The following is a 24,717-nucleotide window of genomic DNA, read 5'->3' as shown; positions in this document are numbered from 1 at the left end:
ATAATGAAAGTAAATTTTATTTATCTGTCATTACATCAATTAGGAATTTCTCATTCTTTCCGTATTTTATAGGGGGTAGTTTTTCTCGTATTTTTATTATCTTGGAGTGATGCGTTCTGTATAAAAAGATTGAATCAAATCCTCTTGTCTCTAGGTGGTTTATTTTTTCTAAATCTATGTCTAAATTTTGATTTGAAGAGGGATCTATGTAGTTAAAGACTATAAGCAGAGAATTAATGTCAAATTTCTCGTATTTTGGGTCGTGGAATTTTTCTGATTTCTTTCTGATTGTATCAGCCAGTCTTTCTATTTTTAGATCTGGTTCTATATCGTAACCTTGAATGTGATTAATATCCAATTCATGATGGGGGATAATGTGAATATTTTTAATAAAATTTTCGTCAATAATTTCGCGTGATATGTTCCCATTAAATGTAGTTAATTCTCCTGATATTACATTTTCTATCAGTCTTATGGTTGAGGTAATATTTTCTTCTGTTTTGAATTCCTGTGCATTATCGTTAAATGTAATGGATATCTTTGATTTAATTTTTAAATCGTCTAATTTGTTTTTTAATATTTTTATAAAATTTTTTCTTCTTTGTTCTTTCCTTTTTCCATTTTGGGCGCTGGATCCGTCGAAAGTATGAAATTCTGTTACTTCTATGCCAATAGATTGGTTGTCGAATTTTACTGAAAAGTCAGGTCTCTCTCGACAAAATAAAGGAGATTCTTCTGATTCGAAGAATTTGAAGAATCGTTCAAGATAGTATTTTTCTTCTTCCTTGTTCATTTTGCCTACCTCTCCTTCCTTTTTTGATTTTCATTCAATCAGGATCGCTCGGAAGTCGTTTACATTGGTCAATGTCGGGCCCGTAATCAGCAAGTCATCGATCTTGGCAAACGCGCTATAGGCGTCGTTATGAGCCAAAAATTCCCGCAAATCGACCCCGGCGGCAATCGCCTTGCCCCAGCTTGTCGGGTCAATGATCGCACCGGCGTTATCTTCGCTGCCATCAATGCCATCGGTATCAATGGCCAAGGCGCTAAAGCCGGATTGATCGCGGAACTGGATCAGCAGCGATAACAAAAACTCGCTGTTACGTCCGCCGCGACCGCCCTTGGCGCGCACTGTGACGGTGGTTTCGCCGCCCGATAACAGAACGCAGGGTTTGGGGGCGGGTTGTCCGTGATGGGCGACTTGTTGGGCAATCCCGGCATGGACGATGGCGACCTCGCGCGATTCACCTTCGATGGCGTCGCCAAGAATAACCGGGTTAAGGCCCAATTCGCGGGCGGTTTTTGCCGCAGCTTCAAGGCTGTCTTGCGGGCGTGACAGCATCACGGTTTCATGACCGGCAAAGCACGGATCACCCGGTTTGATCGTTTCATGTGCCGGGTTGCTTAGCAATTCACTTGCCGCAGGTGGCAGTTCGATGCGGTAACGGCGGATGATGTCGAGTGCGTCTTGACCGGTTGTTGGATCGGAGACCGTTGGCCCCGATGCGATGATTGCCGGATCATCGCCCGGCACATCTGAAACCAGATAGGTCACCATGCGCGCAGGCGCACTTGCCAGGGCCAGACGCCCGCCCTTGATGGCCGACAGATGTTTGCGCACGCAATTCATTTCGGAAATGGTCGCACCACTGTGAAGCAACGCCTTGTTGATGGTTTGTTTGTCGCCAAGGGTCAAACCCGGACCGGGCAGGGCCAAAAGCGCGGATCCGCCGCCTGAAATCATGCAAACCACAAGATCGTCGGGACCGGCCGATGTAACGATTTCAAGGATACGTTCGGCGGCCTTTTGGCCAGCGGCATCGGGGACGGGGTGGGATGCTTCGACAATTTCGATTTTATCGCAGGCGACAGCATGACCATAGCGGGTGACGACAAGGCCGGAAATCTCGCCCTCCCATGCTTGTTCAAAGGCGTGCGCCATATTGGCCGATGCCTTGCCCGCACCAATGACAATGGTTTTACCCTTTGGCTTGGCGGGCAGGTTGCGCGGGATTTGAATGGCTGGATCGGCGGCTTTAAGGGCTGCGTCCATCAAAAGCAAAAGCTTTTCGCGCGACGTCGTCATGTTCGATTTCCCCTGAATGGTCGTGTTTCTTGTGGTTGTTTATTGTTGTCGTTCTTTTTGCGTGCAGAAGGCCGATTTTCGGCTCAGTTTGGTTTGTTGACGGCGGAAAGAGTGAAATATTTGATGACCGCTTGCAGATGTTCCGACATTGCCTTTTCCGAAGCATCCGGGTCGCGCGCGGCAATGGCTTCGACAATCGCGTAATGATGTTCCTGCACCATCCGATCAAATGACGGGCCGGACAGGTTATTGAACCGGATTTCGGTCAGGGCGGCCTGCAAGACATCATGAAGCATTTTCATGACGTGGTAATAGATGATCGATCCGCTGGCGCGTCCGATCATCATATGCAGGCGATGGTCATCATCGGCACGGTATTTCGGCGCGCGCCTTGGGTCATGTGCCTGACGATAGGCAATGCGCAGAAGTTCGATATCTTCATCGCTGGCATTGATTGCGGCGCGTCTGGCGGCCCAGGTTTCCAGCGTGCAGCGGATTTCCTGAAGATCGCGCAGATTGTTTAGTGAATCGCGCACCAAATCGGTCATGGCGGTGTCCATTTCGATCCCGGTCGAGGATAAAACCTCTGTCCCGCCACCCTGTACAGCGCGCAAATATCCACGTGTTTTAAGTTTTTGCAAGGCCGCACGGATTGATACGCGGCTGACTTTCATATCCTCGGCCAGCTGGCGTTCACCGGGCAGGCGATCACCGGGCAGGAATACGCCAGCCGTGATCATGTCGAGCAGCTTGTCGGCAACCTGATCGGCAATCCGTTTTGGGCGGTTTGCATCGACTGCGTCCGAAGACGGTACAGGTTTGGCAGGCTGCATGTTTTTGACACTCCTGTGGCCATATTTCACGACCGGAAAATGCGTTTGATTATTATTGGTCATACCACTTTACGGGATGTTGGGGCTTCCTGCAAAGTGTCCGTTCAATTCTTGTGCCCCGGGCTTTGGCTGTGCTTGTCAGTTTGGCAATAAGTTGTTAGTTCAACAGGAGCCAATGTTGCCGGTGCGCCGCCGGTTTTAGAGCTTAAACGATCATATCGCCCCAATCTCAGGAGAATTCGCGTGAGCCACCATACCGGGTCGCTGCTGGACCATAATGATCCCGCACCGTTTGAGGTTTTGAATGAAAACGGCAAGGGGCATTCGCTTTTTGTCTGCGATCATGCTTCGCGCGAAATTCCCAAAAGCCTTGGTACGCTGGGCCTGCCCGAGGAAGAACGCAAACGCCATATCGGTTGGGATATCGGCGCGCGCAAGGTGACCGAAATTCTGGTTGATCGGTTTGATTGTCCGGCTGTTCTGGGCGGGTATTCACGATTGGTGATTGATTGCAACCGCCAGCTTTGGGACCCGACCGGTATGCCCGAAATCGCCGATCAGACGGTGGTGCCGGGCAACAGAAATGTTTCCCCGATCGAGCGTATGAAACGTATCCGCGAGATTTTCCTGCCCTATCACTGGGCGATAGAAGAACGCATTGCCAATTTTCATGCCCACAAGATTGTGCCTGCATTGCTGGCGATCCACAGCTTTACCCCGGTTTTTCAAGGGTATGAACGCCCTTGGGAAATCGGCATTTTGTGGGATCAGGATGATCGTATTCCGGTGCCGTTGCTTTCCAAGTTGCGCGAACAGAACCCGGATTTGACGATTGGTGATAACGAACCCTATTCCGGGCAGCATATGGCCGATTATACCATTGATCATCACGGCGAAGCGGCTGGTTTGCCTTGTGTGTCGATTGAAATTCGTCAGGATCTGATTGATACTGATGCGGGATGTGAAAAATGGGCAAAAATCCTTGGCGATGCCTTTGCCGACATTCTTGCCGACCCGAACCTTTATAAAATCAGGAGAGACTGATTTGGCGGTGCTTCTTTCGCGTGAACCGGGTTTTTCCATCGGGATTGAAGAAGAATTCTGGCTGGTTGACCGCGAAAGCCGCGATCTTGCGACGGACCCGGCGGCGGGCTTCCTTGCGGATTGTAAGGTCGAGCTGGGCGATCAGGTTTCAAGCGAATTCATGCGGTGCCAGATCGAAACCGGGACACGGGTTTGCCACAGTGCCGATGACGCCCGCCAGCAATTGACCCATATGCGCACAACGCTTGCCGATATTGCCGGACGTTATGATATGGCGTTGCTTGCGGCATCGACCCATCCGTTTGCGCAATGGGACAGTCAGAAACATACTGAAGGTGAACGCTATAGCACTATCGCGCGTGATTTGCGCACGGTGGTGGACCGGTTATTGATTTGTGGCATGCATGTTCATGTCGGGATCGAGGATGACGACCTTCGGATTGAATTGATGGCGCAGGCCAGTTACTTTTTGCCCCATCTTCTGGCACTGACGACCAGTTCACCGTTTTGGCGCGGCCGCGATACCGGGCTTCAGACATTCCGGCTTTCGGTGTTTGATAATTTGCCGCGCACCGGCCTGCCGGAAATCTTTGGGTCTTGGGCGGAATATCGTCGCCATGTTGATATGTTGATCCAGGCGGGCGTGATCGAAGACGGTACCAAGCTTTGGTGGGATTTGCGGCCCAGTGATCGCTGGCCGACGCTTGAAATGCGGATTGCCGATGTTTGCACCGATGTCGAAGATGCAATTTGTGTGGCATCCATTACCCGGTGCCTGATGCGGATGTTATATCGCCTGCGCCGCAATAATCAGCGCTGGCGCATTTATGCCAATATGCTGGTGCGGGAAAACCGCTGGCGGGCGTGCCGATATGGCAGTGATCCGGGTGAAAAGACCGGGTTGATTGATTTCGGGCGGGGGGAAATCGTTCCTTATGCCGATCTGCTTGAAGAAATTATTGAATTGATCCGTCCCGATGCCGAATATTTCGGCTGTGTGGCGGAAATCGAACATGCGCGCAGGATCATTACGCGGGGCACCAGTGCCCGCCAACAGCGCGAAGTCTTTGCCAATGCGGTGGAAAATGGTGCAAGCCCAAGGGATGCCTTGGTTGCGGTGGCGGACCATCTGATCGCGCAAACCGTGCCGGGTGAAAAATCGGCGCTCTAACGGGTCTTGTCATGGCAAAGCGCATTGAGTATCGTCGCGCCGCATTGATATTCCGCGCACCGGTTTCCGCTGCGCAAACATGATCGGAGAATACCAAAAATGACCGAAGTCGGTGGAATCGCAGCCGATCAGCTTGCGAGCTATGTTGAACGCATCGAACGCCTTGAAGAAGAAAAAGCCAACCTGATGGCTGATATCAAGGAAGTCTATGGTGAAGCCAAGGCCCTTGGCTATGACGTGAAAATCCTGCGCCAGATTGTTCGTCTGCGCAAAATGGAAGACCACGAACGCACCGAACAGGAAGAAATTCTTGAAGTCTACAAACGTGCACTGGGCATGAGCTAGACTTGGTTTGTAAGTAGTTGAAAGGGGTCGCATCGTGCGGCCCCTTTCAGGTTTCAGTATCGGTTTCCGATTATTCTGCGGCTTTAAGGTGTTCTGGTGGGCTGCGGAATTGGTCAAGAAGTTCGGCTTCGCGCTTTTTAACCTTGTCGATATTGGCGTCTTTGATGTGTCCGTAACCGCGGATCTTTTCGGGCAAGGACAACAAGGCATTGGCAATCCGGGCATTGTCGTGGTTAAGCCCGCTTAAGATTTCGCCCACCAGTGTTTCATATTCTGCAATCAACTGGCGTTCCATTTTGCGTTCATGGGTGCGACCAAACGGGTCCATCGCGGTGCCGCGCAGGAATTTCAGCTTTGCCAAGACACCAAACGCACGCATCATCCATGGGCCAAAGACCTGTTTTTTCAGATGACCGGTTTCAAGATCCCTGTCGGCAAAGGCCGGGGGGGCCAGATGGAATTTGATCTTGTAATCGCCGGTAAAGTTCTTGGCGACCTTGGCGATGAAAGCCGGATCGGTATAAAGGCGGGCAACTTCGTATTCGTCCTTATAGGCCATCAGTTTGAAGTAATATTTCGCTACTGTTCGCGCCAGATCATCACCATCGTTAAGGCGTTTTTCAGCACTTGCAACCTGATTGACCAAGGCTTCATATCGGTTGGCATAGACCGCGTTCTGGTAGTTGGTCAGGAAGTCCTTGCGCTTGGCAATGATGTCAGAAAGTGTGGTTGCAATCGGGTGGGCTTGGGCCTCGTTCGGGCCGATCACATCAAAAACACGTTTTGGATCATGGGCAAACAGGCGTCCCCAATGGAAGGACTGCTTGTTCATATCAATCGCGACACCGTTCAGGTCAATGGTCTGCATCAGGGCTTCTTCTGTGACGGGGATCAGGCCGCGCTGCCATGCAACGCCCAGCATGAACAGGTTGGTGGCGATTGAATTGCCCATCAGGCGGGTTGCGATATCGCTGCCTTCAACAAAATTGACTGCATCCGCGCCACAGGTATCGGAAATAACTTTCATATGTTCGTTTGATTTCAATTCGAAATCGGGATTGCGGGTAAAGGCACCGGTGACGGTTTCATGGGTGTTGATCACGGCCTGGGTAAAGTTACGGCGCATTTTGGCCAAGCCTTCGTAACTTGCCGCAACCAAAAGATCACAGCCCAGAACCACATTGGCTTCGCCCGCGGGAATGCGGGCGGCATGCAGTTTGTCCTGTTGATCGGCAAACCGGATATGGCTAACCACGGCGCCGCCTTTTTGGGCCAAGCCCGCCATATCAAGCCCGACAATACCTTTGCCTTCGATATGGGCGGCCATGCCAAGTAACGCACCAATGGTGACGACACCCGTGCCGCCCACCCCGGTAATCAGAACCGACCAAGGTTCGGTGATATCGGGAAGTGTTGGGCGCGGCAGGCTGGCAAAGGTTGCATTGTCGCTTTTATCGCTTTTTGCGGCGGCTTCGGGTTTGCGCAATGAACCGCCTTCGATGGTCACAAAGCTTGGGCAAAACCCGTTCAGGCACGAGAAATCCTTGTTACATGCGGATTGGTCAATCGCGCGTTTGCGGCCAAATTCGGTTTCGACCGGGACAATTGCCAGACAGTTGGATTTTTCACCACAATCGCCGCAACCTTCGCAGACCAGATCATTGATGAAGACCCGTTTGGCCGGATCAACCATCAATTTGCGTTTGCGACGGCGGCGTTTTTCAGCCGCACAGGTTTGATCAAAGATCAGGATGGTGACGCCTTCGATGTCACGCAGTTCTTTTTGGGTGCTGTCGAGTTCGTCTCGATGGCGGATATCAACCCCATTGGCGAAATGCGCATCAATCGGATATTTGCCGGGTTCGTCCGACAGGACGACGATGCGTTTAACCCCTTCATCGGCCATCTGGCGGGTGATTTGCGGCACGGTCAGCGGGCCGTCAACCGGCTGTCCGCCGGTCATGGCAACCGCATCGTTAAACAGGATTTTATAGGTGATGTTGACACCGGCGGCGACGGCGGCACGCACGGCTAGCGATCCGGAATGGTAATAGGTGCCATCGCCAAGGTTTTGGAAAACGTGCTTTTCATTGGTGAAGGGGGCCTGACCGATCCAGGTTGCACCTTCGCCGCCCATATGGGTGAATGTTTCGGTGGATCGATCCATCCAGTTGACCATGTAATGGCATCCGATACCGGCCATTGCGCGGCTGCCGTCGGGCACCTTGGTTGAACTGTTATGCGGGCATCCCGGGCAGAACCATGGAATACGGGCTGCATCGGGGCGCGGTTCGGCGATTTCAAGTTCCTTTTGTGCCAGCCACTCGATGCGTTCATGGATTTTAGGACTGTCATAAAACCGTTTGATGCGGGCCGCCAGAACGACGGCAATCCGTGCGGGGGTCAGTTCGTCCATCGATGGCAGGATCCATTCGCCTTTTTCGTCGAACTTGCCGATTACTTGCGGGCGGACATCTTCGCGCCAATTATAAAGCTGTTCCTTGACCTGATTTTCCATCACCGCGCGCTTTTCTTCGACGACGATGATTTCCTCGAGCCCCATGGCGAATTCGCGCACATCGTCTCGGTTCAATGGCCAGCTCATACCAACCTTAAGCACGCGGATACCGATCTTGGCGGCGTCGGACTCGGAAATGCCAAGGTCATCAAATGCCTGCATGACATCCAGATAGGCCTTGCCGGTGGTGATGATACCAAGGCGGGGATTGGGGCTGTCGATGACGGTTTTGTTCAGTTTGTTTACGCGTGCATATGCCAGCGCGGCATAGAGTTTGTATTTCATCAGGCGGTGTTCTTGTTCCTTTGGCGTATCAGGCCAACGGATATGTAAACCGCCTTCGGGCATGGCGAAATTATCGGGAATGATCGGGATGATACGATCGGGCGCCACATCGGCGGCGGCCGAACTTTCCACCGTTTCAGCGATGGTTTTCATCGCGACCCAGCACCCGGAATAGCGGCTCATGGCCCAGCCATGGATACCGAAATCAAGGATATCCTGAACACCCGACGGGTTCAGAACCGGAATTTGGGCATCAATAAAGGCATATTCGGTTTGATGGGGCAGGGTGGATGATTTGCAACTGTGATCATCCCCGGCCAGAACCAGAACCCCGCCATGTTCGGACGTTCCGGCATGGTTGGCATGTTTGAAAACATCGCCCGACCGGTCAACACCGGGGCCTTTGCCGTACCACATGCCAAAAACGCCATCATATTTGGCATCCTTGTACATATTGACCTGCTGGCTGCCCCAGACGACGGTAGCAGCAAGGTCTTCGTTAACGCCCGGCTGGAATTCGATCTGTTGTTTGGTCAGGAACTTTTGAGCGCGCCAAAGCTGTTGATCAAGCCCGCCCAGTGGCGATCCGCGATAACCGGAAATACAGCCTGCTGTATTTAGCCCCGCGCGCGCATCAAGTTGTCGCTGCATCAGGGGCAATCGAACCAACGCCTGAATGCCGGTCATATAGACCCGGCCTTCTTCAAGCGAATATTTGTCATCAAGGCTAATTGCCGCCAATTGTGCCATGACCAAGTCTCCCTCGGGATCTCTCTCTGATTGCGGGGTCGTATGGGCCGTCTGCACTGCTTTTATGAGTCTTAGTTTACGCGCAGGTTTTTGGTATGGCCCGTAAAATTCTTTGGTTTGTCATTGGCAGTCTGGGTGGCGTGTCTGATCGGGAAGATTGATCGGAACCGACTGCTGGCTGACATAATAATGGTAATGAATACTGACCTTTTTTCAAATCAACTCGCAGTGCAATGTGTAAAACGCCTGATTGCGCTGGTTGACGTTGGGTCAACTTATTATTTACTTATTCCGGTACCGATTTACGCGCAATATAATTGCGTGTCTGCTGCGGTGCGAAATTGCCGCGTCATCCGAGTCTGGTCTCGGCGCCTGTAAAAATGGGTGCTATCTTTGTTCCGGGTTTTGGGTGCGCAATGCGCAGGAGACTAAAATGGATCAACGCGTATCTTTGATTACGCTGGGCGTGGCAGATCTTGATCGGGCACGGCGTTTTTACGAAGATGGTCTGGGCTGGAAAGTAACTCAGTTGGTCGAAGGGCAGGTGGTTTTCTATCAACTGTCCAATGGCTTGGCGCTTGGCCTGTTTGGCCGGGATGATCTGGTTAAGGATGGCCGGTTTGATGATGACACAGGGGCCCGTTTCGCCGGATTGACATTGGCGTTTAACGCGCGCAGCGAGGTCGAAGTTGACGCGGTGATGGCCGAGGCCGAGAAAGCCGGGGCGGTAATTCAAAAATCGGCCGAAAAGGTTTTCTGGGGCGGGTATTCTGGCTATTTCCGTGACCCGGACGGGCATGCTTGGGAAGTTGCCTTTAACCCGTTTTGGCAACTTGACCCGCAGGGGAACCTTACCATCCCTGAACCACCCGCATCCTAGCACTGGTCCCATACCAACTGATAACGGCAGATTACAGTAAACTGTGGATGGGCTTAGCCGAAATACGGGCTTGCATTCCCGAACGTGAGCGGATTCAATTACATTGAAAAAAATGTAATTAAGATCGCGTCGATCCGATGTGTTGCCACAGTCCGGATATGGCGGGTCATCAAGGGGGTGTCATTGTGTCTTGGGTTGATCAGTTTCCGGGATTGTCCCAGCTTCCGGCACCAGTTCGCGACCATCTGATTTCGGGCAGTACGGTGGTCACTGTTCCCGAGGGGACGGTAATTTTCGGTCCGGGAAAACCACCGGCAAACTTGTTGTTGCTGATTGATGGCACCGTGCGCGTTCAGCAGACATCGGATTCCGGCCGAGAGATCGTGCTGTATCGGGTTCACGCCGGGGAAAGTTGCGTTCTGACCACGGCCTGTCTTTTGGCGTATGAAGATTATTCTGCCGAAGGCATTGCTGAAACTGCCGTGCGGGCAGCGGCGATCCCGCGTGAGATTTTCGACAGGCTTGTTGCAGAATCAGTAGATTTCAGGCGGTTTGTCTTTACGGCCTATTCCAAGCGGATTACCGATTTGTTTCTGGTGATCGACGAAATTGCCTTTCGGCGTATGGACATCAGATTGGCGCAAAAACTGTTGGAGCTTGCCGACGTGGATGGAAGCATTGCTGCCACACATCGGAAACTGGCGACAGAGTTGGGAACCGCACGCGAAGTTGTTTCGCGGCAATTGCAGGAATTTCAACGCCGCAACTGGATCATGCAATCGCGCGGGATAATTCAGATTTTGGAACGAGATCCTTTGGTCAAGCTGGCGACGGGCTGAAACATCGTCGGTTATAAAATCTTGTTTGGTTGATCGGACCAATGCCCCCGATTTTGGCAGGTTTGAGGTCTTTTTGATTTAATTAATTAAATAATTAGAATATTTTAATGTTGCGGGCGATGTTTGGTGACAAGGTCACCGAACCTAGTTTCCTTAATTGGTACAATTCCAGATCAGATATCGATTGCCGTCCCGGAAAAATGTACTGCGCGGGGCGAAATGCCAAGTCGATCCCGCGAATTTCGTGTGCCGGATGAGTGTAATTGATCCTTGCAATATCGAACCACGCGGACAGATCGGAACAACAATAAGGCGGGAACCCCCGCAATCAGGAGGAAAGCATGCCCAGTTACCCGATTGATATGAATGTAAAACCCGATGTGAAAGCGTTCTTCGATCCGATGACGAATACCATCAGTTATGTGGTCAAAGACCCGCAGAGTGCGTCGTGCGCCGTCATTGATTCCGTGATGGATATTGACTATGCCGCCGGGCGGATCAGCTATACGCATGCTGACGAGATCATTGCCTATGTTAAAAAATCCAAGCTTGATCTTGAATGGATTATTGAAACCCATGTTCATGCCGATCATTTGTCGGCGGCCCCCTATATCAAGGAAAAGCTGGGCGGCAAGCTGGGGATTGGCAGCAAGATCAAGGTTGTTCAGGATACCTTTGGCAAGATTTTCAACGAGGGTACCGAGTTCCAGCGTGATGGCAGCCAGTTTGATGCGCTGTTTGAAGACGGAGATACCTATCAGGTTGGGACGATGACCTGTGTTGCGATCTATACGCCGGGGCATACACCGGCTTGTATGGTGCATGTCATGGGTAATGCGGCCTTTACCGGTGATACCTTGTTCATGCCTGATGGTGGTTCGGCACGTGCCGATTTCCCGGGCGGGGACGCTGGGACGCTTTATGACAGCATTCAAAAAGTGCTGGCACTTCCCGATGATATGCGGCTTTTCATGTGCCACGATTATGGCCCAAATGGTCGTGATATCCGTTGGGAAACCACGGTCGGAGATGAAAAGAAGCTCAACATCCATGTGGGCCAAGGCAAGACCCGCGACGATTTCATCGCGTTTCGCACAGAACGGGATGCGCAATTGGATATGCCGCGTCTGATCATCCCGTCATTGCAAGTCAATATGCGCGCCGGTGATGTGCCCAAAGATCCGTTTGGGCGCAAGATGCTCAAAGTCCCCGTCGATAGCTTGTGATCGGAGCAGTCAAATGGAACCCAGAAAAATTTCAGAAGCACTTTCGGTCAGCCCGCAGATTGCAATCGCAGATGTTGCCGAAATCAAGCGGCTTGGCTTTCGTTCCGTGATTTGTAATCGGCCGGATGGCGAGGGCGCAGATCAGCCGTCCTTTGATGAGATCAAAGCCGAGGCCGAAGCCGCAGGACTGGCAACGCGCTATATCCCGATTGTTGCGGGCAAGGTCCGTGATGAAGATGCTGCCGATTTTGGCCGCGCACTTGATGAATTGCCCAAACCGGTTTTCGGCTATTGCCGGACCGGTACGCGGTCGGCGACCCTGTGGTCGCTTAGTCAGGCGTCAATTCTTGACACCAGCGAAATCCTGCGGGCGACCAAAAGTGCCGGTTATGACATGGCCGGTGTGGTGCGCCGTATTGTCAACGGGGGTAAAACCCCGACCGATCTGGCCGATGCGACCTATGATATTGTCATTGTGGGTGGCGGGGCCGCCGGGATTGCTGTGGCCTCCAGCCTTAAGACCCGGCGTAGCGATCTGGAGATTGCCCTGATTGATCCGGCTGATATCCACTATTACCAACCGGGCTGGACGATGGTTGGCGGCGGGATTTTTGATGCCAGTACGACAGCAAAAACGATGGGGTCGCTGATCCCCAAAGGTGTCACCTGGATCAAATCCGCCGTGGCGGCGTTTGAGCCGGGCGATGATGCTGTCATTCTTGATGGCTGTCGGGTTGTTAAATACAAACGCCTGATTGTGTGTCCGGGGCTTAAGCTTGATTGGCACAAGGTCGATGGGCTGGTGGATACGCTGGGCCGCAATGGTGTGACGTCGAATTATCGATATGACCTTGCGCCATATACCTGGGAACTGGTCAGGGGGATGCGCGAAGGCAAGGCCGTGTTTACACAGCCGCCGATGCCGATCAAATGCGCCGGTGCGCCGCAAAAGGCGATGTATCTTTCTGCTGATCATTGGCGTCGTCAGGGCGTTCTCGATCAGATGGATATCGGTTTTTACAATGCCGGTGGCGTGTTGTTCGGGGTTAAGGATTATGTTCCCGCCCTTGAAAGCTATGTCGAGCGTTACGGCGCCAAACTGAACTTCTTCCACAATCTGGTGGCGATTGACGGACCGGCGAAAAAGGCCTGGTTCGACGTGATTGAACCGGAAAAGGAAGTGCGCCGGATTTCTACAGACTTTGACATGATCCATGTCTGTCCGCCGCAAACGGCCCCTGATTTTATCCGTGTTTCACCATTGGCCGATGCGGGGGGGTGGATCGATGTTGATCAATCATCACTGCGCCATAAGACGCATACCAACATTTGGTCGCTTGGCGATGTGATGAATGCGCCTAATGCCAAAACTGCGGCTGCGGCCCGCATGCAGGCACCGGTCGTTGCGGCCAATTTGATTGCCGATATCGATGGCAAGTCACCGGTCGCGCAATATGACGGATATGGATCGTGCCCGTTAACCGTGGAACGCGGCAAGATCGTTCTGGCCGAGTTTGGTTATGGCGGGGCGCTTAAACCGTCCTTCCCGACATGGTTGATTGATGGCACCAAGCCATCGCGTCTGGCGTGGCTGCTTAAGGAAAAACTGCTGCCGCCGATTTATTGGAAGGCCATGTTGCGCGGTAAGGAATGGTTGGCTTCGCCGGAAAAAGTGTCCGCCAGCCGCAAGGTTTAGTCCCGCAAAACTGTGATTTTATGCAAGTGCAAAGCGAGAGACTTGGTTTTCGCTTTGCACCTTATCCTGACGAAAGTTTGCAAAGGTTCCGATCTTGATGATGAAATACATTCCCATTCTTGATTGGGGTAAATCCTATAACCGGGATGCCTTGACAAACGATTTGATCGCGGCGGTGATTGTGACAATCATGCTGATCCCGCAATCATTGGCCTATGCCCTTTTGGCGGGCTTACCACCCGAGGCGGGGTTATATGCTTCGATCGCACCGATTATTCTTTATGCCATTTTTGGAACCAGCCGTGCCCTTGCGGTCGGGCCGGTGGCGGTTGTATCGCTGATGACGGCGGCGGCCATTGGCAATATTGCCGAAACCGGCACGATGGGCTATGCGCTGGCAGCCCTAACATTGGCGGCCATGTCCGGGGCTATTTTATTGCTGATGGGGGTGTTCAAGCTTGGTTTTCTGGCCAACTTCCTATCGCATCCGGTAATTGCCGGTTTTATCACTGCATCGGGCATTATCATCGCCGCCAGCCAGCTTAAGCATATTCTTGGCATTGATGCATCGGGTCATAATCTTTTTGATATTGTCGTATCGCTGGTAACTCATCTGCCTGAAACCAATCCGGTGACCCTGACCATTGGTGTTTTGGCGACCGGGTTTTTGTTCTGGGTGCGAAAGGGGCTGAAACCGGCATTACGTAAAATGGGACTTGGCCCGCGGATGGCGGATGTCTTGACCAAGGCCGGGCCGGTTGTTGCCGTGATGGCGACCACTTTTGCGGTTTGGGGACTTGATCTGGCCGGATCGGGGGTCAGAATTGTTGGCGCAGTACCACAAAGCTTGCCGCCGTTGACCATGCCGGATTTTTCGCCCGGATTGCTTAAGGAATTGCTGATCCCGGCGATTTTGATTTCAGTGATTGGTTTTGTGGAATCGATTTCTGTTGCACAGACCCTTGCGGCCAAACGTCGCCAGCGGGTCAACCCGGATCAGGAACTGATCGGTTTGGGGGCTGCCAATATTGGGGCGGCATTTACCGGTGGTTATCCGGTAACCGGCGGCTTTGCCCGGTCTGTTGTGAATTACGATGCCGGTGCGGAAACCCCGGCGGCCGGTGCCTTTACCGCCGTTGGGTTGGCGATTGCCGCCCTTGCCCTGACACCGCTTGTTTATTTTCTTCCAAATGCGACGCTGGCGGCCACCATTATCGTGGCCGTACTATCGTTGGTCGATTTCAAGATTTTGCGGACCAGCTGGGATTATTCCAAGGCCGATTTTATTGCCGTGTTAGCAACCATTTTGCTGACCCTTGGTCTTGGGGTGGAAGTTGGTGTTTCGGCTGGTGTGATCCTGTCGATTGGGTTGTTCCTGTTTCGAACCTCGCGCCCGCATATTGCCGAGGTCGGGCTGGTACCAAACACCCAGCATTTTCGCAATATCAACCGCCACAAAGTGATCACCGATCCAGCCGTTCTGACCATCCGGATTGATGAAAGCCTGTATTTTGCAAATGCCCGTTATCTTGAAGATTACGTCTTTGGACGGGTGGTGTCGGTCTGCGAGATCAAGCATGTCATCATGATGTGTTCAGCGATCAACGAGATTGATCTAAGCGCGCTTGAATCGCTTGAGGCGATTAATCATCGTCTTCATGAAATGGGGATCAAACTTCATCTGTCCGAGGTCAAAGGCCCGGTCATGGACCGCTTGAAACAGGGGCATTTTCTAGACGATCTGTCAGGACGTGTCTTTTTGTCGCAATACGAAGCGATGGAGCAGTTATCCTCGTTGGACAGTTTCCATCCGGTGACGAGGACACGCAAACAGGTGAAATAGGTCGACTAGGTGCTGCGGGTCCTCTTTAGCTTTGGTTTTTTTGACGCTATTTTCTGTTGGGCCAGCGCGATAGAAAATAGACTGCCATTCCGGCCAAAAGACCCCAAAATGCACCTGAGATGCCAAAAAATGACAATCCGGCTGCGGTGACAAGGAAGGTCACAGCAGCGGCTTCGCGGGCGGTTTCGTCCTTGAAGGCGGCAACGACCGAGCCTGAAAATGCACCGATCAGGGCAAGTCCGGCGACGGCTTCGATCAGGATTGACGGGGCCAGACTGACAAAGGCGGTTACAAGCCCGGCCAGCAATCCAAACAGGATGTAAAACACACCGCCAAAGGCCGCAGCCCAGTAACGCTTTTTCGGATCGGGGTGGGCGTCTTCCCCTGCACAAAGGGCTGCGATGATGGCGGCAAGGTTAACCGCATGTCCCCCGAACGGTGCTGCCAACAGTGAAAATACGCCGGTCACGGCAAAAAGCGGGCCGGGGGGCGTGTCATAATTATTGGCCCGCAGGACAGCTGTTCCGGGGATATTCTGGGATGCCATGGTGACGATAAACAATGGCAGGCCAATACCAACCAGTCCGGCGAATGTGAATTGCGGGATGACGAATTCGACCGGTGGAATGATTGAAGCGCTTAGGCTTGAAAACGCATTGTCGGGAAACTCGACCCCGATCACCATCACAATGATGAACGCCAAAAGGGCGGCGGGCACGGCAAAAAGCCGATTAATTCGCCCGACCACCAGCCAGGCGATGACAATTGGCAAGCCAAGCAATGGATCAAATGCCACTGCCTTGATCGGGGCCAGACACAGGCCAAGCAACACACCGGCCAGCATCGCATTGGCAAGCGGTGCTGGGATGGCGGCAACGGCACGACCAAGTGGTTTCCATATGCCGCAGATAATGATCAGTATTGCACAGATGATAAAGGCTCCGACGGCAACGGGAAACCCACCTTCGATTGCACCGGACGTTGCCAGCAATGCCGCACCGGGGGTGGACCATGCAATGCTGATTGGCATACGTGTGCGTAGCGACAGCAAAATCGAACAAAGTCCCATTGCAATCGATAGGGCCATCAATCCCGATGCTGCCTGATCCGGTGTTGCACCAACGGCACTTAACCCTTGAAGAACCACGGCAAAAGAACTGGCCGACCCGACAAAGGCCGCAAGGATACCCATGAACAGGTTTTGGGCTGAGATATCGCGCAGCATGGGAACTCCGTGGAACACATTGATGATGAAAGTCGTGCAAGTCGTCGGGTAAGGCGCAAAGTTTGCCGACCTTAGCGGGCAGATGTTTGGTGAACCAGAAAAAACAAAACACCCCGCCGCGAAAACGCAAGCGGGGTGAATGACATGAAACAGAAACGCCAGTTGCCAAAACGGTTACGAGACGGCCGTCCACGAAGCGTTTAACCTATGATGTAAGGTTGAATTTTATTTCACGCTTTTGTGCATCAAAGCCACTGCCTGTTGTTTTTCCGTCAGGTTTTTTCTGCCAAATGCCGGTAGCGGAAAGGCCGTTTTCACAGGTAAATTTCCATCTGCCTGTTGATTTGGATGACGTTGCGGTGACGGATGTTCCTTCGCAATCAGTATCTTGCTCGTTAATGTGGAACTTGAAGCTGCTTTGCGCGGCACCTTTTTGTTCGACATCACCGGAAATGTTGTCGGAAACACCATCCCAAGAGGCGTTGAAATGCAATTCGGGTGCGGGTTTTTTTGACAAGGAAATCGCCGAAAGTGGACCTATTTTTGCATATTTTTGTGCAAGCTCGGCTTTTTCCGTTTTGGTGATCAGATCGATCTTTTGGGCAATGGTTTCTGCCGATGCGATAAGGTGGCTGCAAGTTCCAAATTGAACGACAGAATCAGATAATCCGCGATCATTGTCATATGCGGAAAGCCCCTTCATCCGTTTGGCAAATCGGCCAATAGAACAATCCCCTTTTGATGCGATCCATCCTTTGATACGCGGCGACACCTGATCTATTTCAGTGAAGTTGGATTCTGGAATGCCAAATTTGTTGGCAAGCTTAATGAACTGCGATTTATCGAGCATTCTGGCTTCGGTTGATTGTGCGTACCAGGCGTCGGTATTGAGCTGTATGTCAAAGAAAGAATATTTCCCATCCCAAGCGATGACTTCTGACCATGCCCGACCATTATCGCGCTCATATGCATCGGTGCTATAATCCTTGGATGGTTCAAGAAATACGAAGGCGTTGAAGCGGCTGTCAGCAGGCGAGAAAGGGCCTTTTGCTTCCAGACTCATCGAACGACCACCGGCATCGGTCAATCCCTGATTCGTTACACAACCGGTCACAATGGTCGCAAGACTGATGGCAAATATTTGTCTGATCAAAAAACTATCCCCTTGAACGTGTAATCGATCAGTTTTAATTTTGCAAAAAGTAACATTAAGTTCTACTTAAAATGGTGGTAGGCGACAAAAAAAGAGCCCGTTAGATGGGGCTCTTTTTAGAAATGTTTTTCTGGAACTTATCGTTCGGTGATCTTGAATTCGATACGGCGGTTGCGGCGGTACGCGATTTCGTCGTCGCGGTTATCAAGTGGCTGGTATTCGCCAAAGCCAGCGGCAACCAATCGATTTGGCGGGACTCCACGTTCGATCAGGAATTTGACAACCGAAATTGCACGTGCCGATGACAGTTCCCAGTTCGAGGCGAATTTCAGATTGCGGATTGGCACCTTGTCGGTATGGCCATCAACACGCATCACCCAATCAATGTCATCGGGAATTTCCGATGCAATGGTCGTAAGCGTATCGCCAAGCTTGGCCAATTGTTCCTGTCCTTCAAGGCCAAGATCAGACGAGCCAGAGCCAAACAGAACTTCGGATTGGAAGACAAAGCGGTCCCCGACGACCCGGATATCCTGGCGATCACCCAGAACTTCGCGAAGCCGGCCAAAGAATTCCGACCGATAACGCTGCAATTCGGCAACCTTGGTCGCCAGTGCTGCGTTCAGGCGTTGACCAAGATTGACGATCTGGGCCTGTTTGTCAGAATTTTCGCGTTCGGATGCTTCAAGCGCGGCTTCGATTTTCTGAAGCTGCTGACGCAGGGCGAGCATTTGCTGATTAAGGGCCGCGACCTGTGCCTGTGCTTCGGTACTTAGCTTTTTCTCGTCGTCAAGTTCGGCAGCGCGGGATGCCAGCAGGGCGGCAAGGTCGTTGATGCGGGTTTCCTGATCGGCAATCTGATCATTGGCCTTTTCGCGTGCAGTACTTAGCTCAGCTTCTTTGTCCTCAAGCGAGGCGACGGCTGCCAATAGCTTTTTCTCAAGCTCGTCGGTGGACATTTCGGCATTTGCAAGCTGGCTTGCCAGTGCGGCGGCCCGGTTTTTCAGGTCGTCACGCTGATCACTGGTGTTGGAAAGCTCGGTGCTCAGCTGGGTCAGTTCAAGTTCCATGCGCTGATTGTTGGTGCGTTCAAGCGACAAAAGATTGGTCAACTCGTTCACCTGTGCAGTCAGATCGCTTAATGCCTGATCGCGACCCGAAAGGGCTGCGCCCAGATAAACCTGCGCGACAACAAAAATCATCAGCAGGAAAATGATCACCATCAACAGCGTGGCCAAGGCATCTACAAAGCCCGGCCAGGTGTTGACGTCGCGATTGCGGCGGCGTGACAACCCGGACATACGATCAGCCCTCCTCGGCGATCGCGGCGATGGTCCGGGCTAGAAGCTTGATTTCGCTTCTGATTTCCTGGGTCGATTGTTGGCGGCCCAGTGTCAATTCTTCGCCAACCCGGCCAAGGGTGTTGTCAAGTGACCGGATATGGGCACGTGTATTGTCATCAATGCCAAAGCTGCCGATTTTCATCGAATCGGAAAGCTGATCAAGTACTGGCTTCAGATGCATCTGATTTTCCGCCAGCTTGACCATCAATTGCTGTTCGGCCTTCATCTGATCGGTCAGGGTCGAAAGCTTGTCCGCAAGATCAATCAGAGTGTTGTGTGATTTGATCTGGGATGTTTCGGATCGCTGGATCGAGTTTTGCAACCCTTCCATATTGTCAGCCATCTGTTCGATCAGAGCCGAAAGATAAGCTGGAACCGATTGTTCGCCATCCGAAATCGGACCACCCGATGACAGGCGGGTAAAGCCAGAAAGCCATTCTTCAAGTTCGTTAAAGAACCGGTTCTGTGCCTGACCGGCCTGCATATCAATCAGGCCAAGAGATAGCGACCCGGCAAGACCGAACAGGGATGACGAAAACGCCGTTCCCATGCCGCCAAGCGGTTCTGCCAGACCTTGTTTTAGTTCGTTGAACCACAGATCGATGTTCTGGCCCGACCCGACATTGACGTCACCAATCACATTGGCGACCGAGTTTACGGTCTGAAGCAGCCCCCAGAAGGTACCAAGCAGGCCAAGGAAAACCAGAAGCCCGACGACATAGCGCGATAATTCGCGGCTTTCATCCAGACGTGACCGGATCGAATCCAGAATGGTACGGGTCGCCATGGTCGACAGTTGCGGGCGGTCACGACGCTGTTCGGCCATCATGCGTGCCATCGGCAACAGAAGTTTCGGCGGAACCTGTGATGTCAGGCCCGGACGATTACGTCGGAAATCCTCGATCCAGGTGACTTCCGACGATAGGGCTGCAACCATACGGAAAGTATAAATCACGCCAACCACAAACACGCCAAGGATCAGACCGTTCAGGACGGCATTGGCCATGAACGCATCAGACAACGCCGGAAACAGCAATGCGCCAACACCAACAATGATGGCGGTAAAAATCGCCATACGCGTCAGATAGCTTCCCGGTTTGGTAATGGCAGGAAGGTTTGCCATGCCATTGGCCGAATTATTGCTCATGACGGATTAATCCTAGCGTTGAACGGTTTTGATATCGACACGGTCAGCCGGACCGGACTGCACATTCGCGCCCAGCGCCCGGACATCAATGCGGGTGGACCGCACACCTTTATCGATTAGATAGGAACGGACCTGCAATGCACGCGAAAGCGAAAGTCGGCGTGCCTTGCTGGCGTTGTTTGAATCGCCTTCGGCATAGGCCTGAAGCTGAATGCGCAGGCTGTCATCGCTGCCCATAGCTTTGACGATGTTGTCAAGCTGGCTGCGGGCTGCGTTGTTCAATTCGAAACTGCCCGAACCAAATGCCAGACTGTATTCGCCACTGCCCGATGGGACAGATGTAACCGGGTCCTTGGTCGCAGGCGGAACCGATGCGGTTTCAGCCACCGGTTTTGGTGCCGGAGCAACAGGTGCCGGGGCAGCTGGTACCGCGTTCGATTGCTGTTCAAGCATCTTTTGCGGCGATGTGGTGGTATCGGGTGCCGGGCTTGGTGCCACGGGCACGTTCGATTTATTCGGAATTACCTGGGTTGGTGCCGGGGGCGGCGGTGCCGGTTTGGTTTCCTTGGCCGGAAGTGGCGGTGCCTTTGGTGGTTCTACCGGTGCCGGTTTGGTTTCTACCTTTGGGGCGGTCGGAGCCGGTTCGGCCATTGGTGCTTCGGCCAATTCAGCTGCCGGTTTCGGCGCGGGTTTGGCAAGAGGCATCGGCGCATTGCCGGTGTTTTGGGATGTTGCAATTTGCGCAGCCGGAGCGGCCTGTTTGGTTGGCTTGGCCCGAGGTGCAGCAGTTGGTGTTGGTTGATGCAGGGTGATGATCTGGTTTGCGCCATCATCAAACGGCTGTGCGGTTGCAATACCCGGAACGCCATAGAACTGTGATTGGGACGGGATACCATTTTCGCCCGAACCGTCAATTACCACGGTTTCGAATCCGTCATCATAAGACGTGCCACCGACATTCTGCGCAAAGCGATCTGCGGCAAGGAATTCGGAATGCGGACGGGTTTGCGGAAAGATCAGATCGCTGCCGGGCACCGAAATATGATCACGCGAAACCGAGGGTGAAAGATAGTTAGGTACGGTTGGCTGCCCGCCAAATCCATCCGCAACGTCCCAGTTTACCTGAACGCTGTCATTGACAGAAACGGGGGTGTATTGCTGCGCAGATGCGCTGCCGCTGGCAATCAGGTTGCCACCCAGTGCTGTCATTAATGCCAGCACCGAAATCTTGGAATACCCCATCATCAAATCGCAGGCCCCTTAATACCCTGTGTTTGAACACATTATTTTATAATGCACAGTTTTGTGTCGATCTTTTGGCACAGTGTTCTTTGTTCATTGTGCCATCCCTGTTGGTCAGGCCCGATATTTTGATCAGAAGACCCCAAGCACCATAGCTTAGAGCAACATAATGAACAACCGCTTTGACCTTGTCTGTGAGCCTGAATGTAAAAAGGGCATCCGTGCCAATGCAGGGATGCCCTTTTAAAAAAACGGTAACAAAAGCTGATACTTACTCGGTAACAGCCTTTTTCAGTGCTTTGGCCAGAACCGGTTGGATATAGTCGTTGGCGGCAACGACGCTTCCGGTGCCAAGCATGTTGGTGCCACCTTTGGCGTCACGGACATAACCACCGGCCTCGGTGATCATAAGCAGGCCTGCTGCAATGTCCCATGAATTGATATGCGATTCCCAGTAACCATCAAAGCGACCGGCCGCAACATAGGCCAGATCAAGCGATGCGGCACCCATACGGCGAACACCGGCACAACGATCCATGATGGAATGCAGTTGCTTTTCGAATACGGCGTGATCGCCATGTCCGATATGGGGCACACCACAGGCCAGAACGCATTCGCTTAGGCGGCGACGGCCCGAAACGCGCAGGCGACGGTTATCAAGATAGGCGCCAACGCCTTTCTCAGCCCAGAAGAACTCATCTTTGGCGACATCATAAATGATGCCAGCGATGATTTCGTCACCCTTTTGCAGGGCCACGGAAATCGCAAAATGCGGAATGCCGTGCAGGAAGTTGGTGGTGCCATCAAGCGGATCGATGATCCAGCGATGCTCCGGATCGGAGCCCTTGATTTCGCCGCCTTCTTCCAGAAGGAAACCATAGCCCGGACGCGCACGTTCAAGTTCTTCGCGCAGGCGTTTTTCTGCTCGCAGATCGGCCGACGATACGAAATCTGCCGGGCCTTTCATTGAGACCTGAAGGTTTTCGACTTCACCGAAGTCGCGTTTAAGTCCATAGGCTGCCTTTTCGACGGCCTTGAACATGACATTGATATTTGCTGAACGACGGGCGGCACCACGCACGGTTCGTCTCCCGGTGTTTAAAAGTGAAAAGTGTCGGCCAGATTAATCTTTGGCGCGCTCGACATAGGTGCCTTCGACGGTGTTCACGACGATGCGCGTACCGGATTCAATATGCGGCGGCACCATAACGCGAACGCCATTCTCAAGAACGGCTGGCTTGAACGAAGAAGATTGGGTTTGACCTTTGACGACGGCATCGGCTTCGACGATCTGGAAAACAACCTGTTCCGGAAGCGTCACCGCAAGCGGTTCGTCGTCGAAAGATTCGATTGTAACAACCATGCCATCCTGAAGATATACAACCGGTTCGCCAACAAGTTCGGAATTAACTGTGATCTGGTCATAGGTTTCGCTGTCCATGAAGGTGATCATGTCACCATCGGCAAACAGATAGCTGTATTCTTTCTGTTCCAGACGAACGCGTTCGACGGTTTCCGTTGCACGGAAACGTTCGTTCAGCTTGGTGCCGCTACGAATGTCTTTGAGCTCAACCTGGTTAAACGCACCGCCTTTACCCGGCTTCACAGCCTGGCATTTTACCGCACGCCACAGGGCACCTTTATGTTCGATAAGGTTACCCGGACGGATTTCGTTGCCGTTGATTTTCATGGCACCAACCGTTCTTTCAGATCACAGATTCACGATGTAAGCAGGGTACATGCCCCATTAAAGTCGCGCCTAACTACCAGTTTGGTGAATTTGCTGCAAGCAGATTGATCAGGATTTGCGCGCATGGCAAACCGTCATTCGCGCATGGCTGGTGTCAAATTGTCCAAGAAAAAAGCCGTTAAGGCGCCAAAATACGCGATCGCTTACAGATCGTCAAAGGCCGTTGCAATTGCGAGTTTGATTGCTTTTGCCCCGGCTTCCGGACCATCTGGATGGTTCCAGACACCGGCGGTTACCGCAATGAAATCGGCACCTGCGGCTACGATCGGGCCAAGGTTTTCGGCGGTGATGCCACCAATGGCAACACAGGGAACGGTGGTAAAGGTCGTCCAGATTTCAAGAATTTCCGGGGTGACGCTGGTTTTGGCTTCTTTGGTTTCGGTTGGATAGAACGCCCCGAAAGCAACGTAATCAGCACCCTTTTCGCCCAGTTCCATCGCGCGATGGCGACTGTCATAGCAAGATACGCCAACGATATGCTCGTCGCCCATGATGGCGCGGGCTTCGTCGTAACCGGTGTCGTCTTCACCAATGTGAACCCCGTCGCAGCCCGATTTTTTTGCAATATCGGGACGGTCATTCAGGATCAGCGGAATATCGCGATCCGAGCAAAGCGGCAGGATTGCATCAATGGCCTTGCGGACATCGTCATCGGAAATGTCTTTCAGGCGCAGCTGCAAACAATCAATTGCCCCGGTATCGAGTACGGATTTCAAGCGGTCTGAAAACACAGCCAGATCGATTTTCGGCGGGGTCAAAAGATAAAGGCCAGTTTGGTCGTCAGCGTTCACAATGGTTATTCCTGATCAAAAACTGCGTATCATGTAACCCTTGGTCACGCTTTTGGCAATCACCGAGCCAAAAATGCCGCCAACCGCCGATCTAGTTCCTGTGCTGGCAGGTAATCATCGCCGGTTTCATAAACATGTTCTGTTGCGGGCAGGTCGCGCATAACCGTGCATCCCGATTTCGCGCCAAGGCTTTCGATCTGTGCCATCAAATCATGCGAACCGGCGTCGATCAGAACGGCATCAATGCCGGTTTCCATTGCCGCCAGTGCAGAGGAAAGGCGCCCCCGGCAGTCAAGGGTGCCGTGGATATCGCACGTTGGAAAAGCTTTGCGCAAATTGGTCAGGATCGTTGCAAACCACTGTGCACCAAGTGCAATTCCGGCGTTTTCTGGCGACAGGAATTTGATTTTTCCATTCTCGATGACCCGGCAGGCCGATTGCCCCCCGGCCATGCCGTGAATGCGGATAAGCAAATGGTTGTCTGACATCATTTTGCAAAAATTATCATGATGGGTACCGCATACAAGTGCGATGATCCGTGATGTGTAAT

General features: G+C 52.5%; 21 protein-coding genes. 8 read left to right on the top strand and 13 right to left on the bottom strand.

Features of this window, described 5'->3' with window-relative positions:
* Positions 1 to 16 precede the first annotated feature (16 nt).
* The 3 genes from TALK_RS10215 to TALK_RS10205 all read right to left on the bottom strand — a co-directional run bounded on the left by TALK_RS10215 (position 17) and on the right by TALK_RS10205 (position 2,919).
* Entirely contained in the window at positions 17 to 793 is a 777-nt protein-coding gene (locus TALK_RS10215; protein WP_085618478.1) for a hypothetical protein, read from the bottom strand.
* 30 nt (positions 794 to 823) lie between these two features.
* Positions 824 to 2,086: a glycerate kinase type-2 family protein gene (locus TALK_RS10210; RefSeq protein ID WP_085618476.1), complete on the bottom strand. Its 1,263-nt coding sequence runs from the start codon at positions 2,084 to 2,086 to the stop codon at positions 824 to 826.
* A gap of 83 nt (positions 2,087 to 2,169) precedes the next feature.
* The gene (locus TALK_RS10205) at positions 2,170 to 2,919 is read right to left on the bottom strand and encodes a FadR/GntR family transcriptional regulator (RefSeq protein WP_085618818.1); all 750 of its coding nucleotides are present in this window, start codon (positions 2,917 to 2,919) and stop codon (positions 2,170 to 2,172) included.
* A 243-nt stretch (positions 2,920 to 3,162) separates the two neighbouring features.
* Between TALK_RS10205 and TALK_RS10200 the strand changes: the two genes are divergently transcribed.
* The 3 genes from TALK_RS10200 (at position 3,163) to TALK_RS10190 (ending at position 5,479) form a co-directional block, all read left to right on the top strand.
* Positions 3,163 to 3,963: an N-formylglutamate amidohydrolase gene (locus TALK_RS10200; protein WP_085618474.1), complete on the top strand. Its 801-nt coding sequence runs from the start codon at positions 3,163 to 3,165 to the stop codon at positions 3,961 to 3,963.
* Between the two features lies 1 nt (position 3,964).
* Positions 3,965 to 5,134, top strand: coding sequence for a carboxylate-amine ligase (locus TALK_RS10195; protein WP_085618472.1), 1,170 nt, complete (start codon positions 3,965 to 3,967; stop codon positions 5,132 to 5,134).
* Positions 5,135 to 5,233: 99 nt separating this feature from the next.
* Entirely contained in the window at positions 5,234 to 5,479 is a 246-nt protein-coding gene (locus TALK_RS10190; RefSeq protein WP_085618470.1) for a DUF2312 domain-containing protein, read from the top strand.
* A gap of 70 nt (positions 5,480 to 5,549) precedes the next feature.
* On the opposite strand, the gene TALK_RS10185 is transcribed toward TALK_RS10190, so the two are convergent.
* Entirely contained in the window at positions 5,550 to 9,032 is a 3,483-nt protein-coding gene (locus TALK_RS10185) for an indolepyruvate ferredoxin oxidoreductase family protein (RefSeq protein ID WP_085618468.1), read from the bottom strand.
* Positions 9,033 to 9,465: 433 nt separating this feature from the next.
* Here TALK_RS10185 and TALK_RS10180 point away from each other — a divergent pair, with 433 nt between their 5' ends.
* From TALK_RS10180 to TALK_RS10160, 5 genes are all read left to right on the top strand, one after another.
* Positions 9,466 to 9,912, top strand: a complete 447-nt coding sequence (locus tag TALK_RS10180; RefSeq protein WP_085618466.1) for a VOC family protein — start codon at positions 9,466 to 9,468, stop codon at positions 9,910 to 9,912.
* 185 nt (positions 9,913 to 10,097) lie between these two features.
* A complete protein-coding gene (locus TALK_RS10175) occupies positions 10,098 to 10,751 on the top strand; it encodes a Crp/Fnr family transcriptional regulator (protein WP_211274801.1) in 654 nt (217 codons plus the stop codon).
* Between the two features lie 341 nt (positions 10,752 to 11,092).
* Positions 11,093 to 11,977, top strand: coding sequence for an MBL fold metallo-hydrolase (locus tag TALK_RS10170; protein ID WP_085618462.1), 885 nt, complete (start codon positions 11,093 to 11,095; stop codon positions 11,975 to 11,977).
* A gap of 13 nt (positions 11,978 to 11,990) precedes the next feature.
* Entirely contained in the window at positions 11,991 to 13,673 is a 1,683-nt protein-coding gene (locus tag TALK_RS10165) for a bifunctional protein tyrosine phosphatase family protein/NAD(P)/FAD-dependent oxidoreductase (RefSeq protein ID WP_085618460.1), read from the top strand.
* A gap of 97 nt (positions 13,674 to 13,770) precedes the next feature.
* Positions 13,771 to 15,516, top strand: a complete 1,746-nt coding sequence (locus tag TALK_RS10160) for a SulP family inorganic anion transporter (RefSeq protein ID WP_085618459.1) — start codon at positions 13,771 to 13,773, stop codon at positions 15,514 to 15,516.
* A gap of 46 nt (positions 15,517 to 15,562) precedes the next feature.
* On the opposite strand, the gene TALK_RS10155 is transcribed toward TALK_RS10160, so the two are convergent.
* From TALK_RS10155 to TALK_RS10115, 9 genes are all read right to left on the bottom strand, one after another.
* Positions 15,563 to 16,741 carry a benzoate/H(+) symporter BenE family transporter gene (locus TALK_RS10155; protein WP_085618457.1) on the bottom strand — a complete coding sequence of 393 codons (1,179 nt, stop codon included), beginning with the start codon at positions 16,739 to 16,741 and terminating at the stop codon, positions 15,563 to 15,565.
* Positions 16,742 to 16,946: 205 nt separating this feature from the next.
* Positions 16,947 to 17,894 (bottom strand): hypothetical protein, encoded by a 948-nt coding sequence (locus TALK_RS10150; protein WP_085618455.1) that lies wholly within the window; start codon positions 17,892 to 17,894, stop codon positions 16,947 to 16,949.
* Between the two features lie 137 nt (positions 17,895 to 18,031).
* Positions 18,032 to 19,195, bottom strand: coding sequence for a peptidoglycan -binding protein (locus TALK_RS10145; protein WP_085618453.1), 1,164 nt, complete (start codon positions 19,193 to 19,195; stop codon positions 18,032 to 18,034).
* Positions 19,196 to 19,199: 4 nt separating this feature from the next.
* Positions 19,200 to 20,384, bottom strand: a complete 1,185-nt coding sequence (locus TALK_RS10140; RefSeq protein ID WP_085618451.1) for a flagellar motor protein MotA — start codon at positions 20,382 to 20,384, stop codon at positions 19,200 to 19,202.
* Positions 20,385 to 20,396: 12 nt separating this feature from the next.
* Positions 20,397 to 21,629, bottom strand: a complete 1,233-nt coding sequence (locus TALK_RS22345) for an OmpA family protein (protein ID WP_085618449.1) — start codon at positions 21,627 to 21,629, stop codon at positions 20,397 to 20,399.
* A 268-nt stretch (positions 21,630 to 21,897) separates the two neighbouring features.
* Entirely contained in the window at positions 21,898 to 22,707 is an 810-nt protein-coding gene (locus TALK_RS10130) for an inositol monophosphatase family protein (protein WP_211274800.1), read from the bottom strand.
* 42 nt (positions 22,708 to 22,749) lie between these two features.
* A complete protein-coding gene (gene efp, locus TALK_RS10125; RefSeq protein ID WP_085618447.1) occupies positions 22,750 to 23,316 on the bottom strand; it encodes an elongation factor P in 567 nt (188 codons plus the stop codon).
* Positions 23,317 to 23,519: 203 nt separating this feature from the next.
* Complete coding sequence (thiE, locus tag TALK_RS10120; protein WP_085618445.1) at positions 23,520 to 24,176, bottom strand: thiamine phosphate synthase; 657 nt, start codon at positions 24,174 to 24,176, stop codon at positions 23,520 to 23,522.
* A 50-nt stretch (positions 24,177 to 24,226) separates the two neighbouring features.
* Positions 24,227 to 24,658, bottom strand: a complete 432-nt coding sequence (locus tag TALK_RS10115) for a hypothetical protein (protein ID WP_085618443.1) — start codon at positions 24,656 to 24,658, stop codon at positions 24,227 to 24,229.
* Between the last annotated feature and the right edge of the window lie 59 nt (positions 24,659 to 24,717).

Source organism: Thalassospira alkalitolerans (assembly GCF_002115745.1).
In the GTDB taxonomy this organism is placed as follows: Bacteria; Pseudomonadota; Alphaproteobacteria; order Rhodospirillales; family Thalassospiraceae; genus Thalassospira; species Thalassospira alkalitolerans.
Note: the sequence above shows the minus strand (reverse complement) of the source record. Positions and strands in the feature narration are given on the sequence as shown.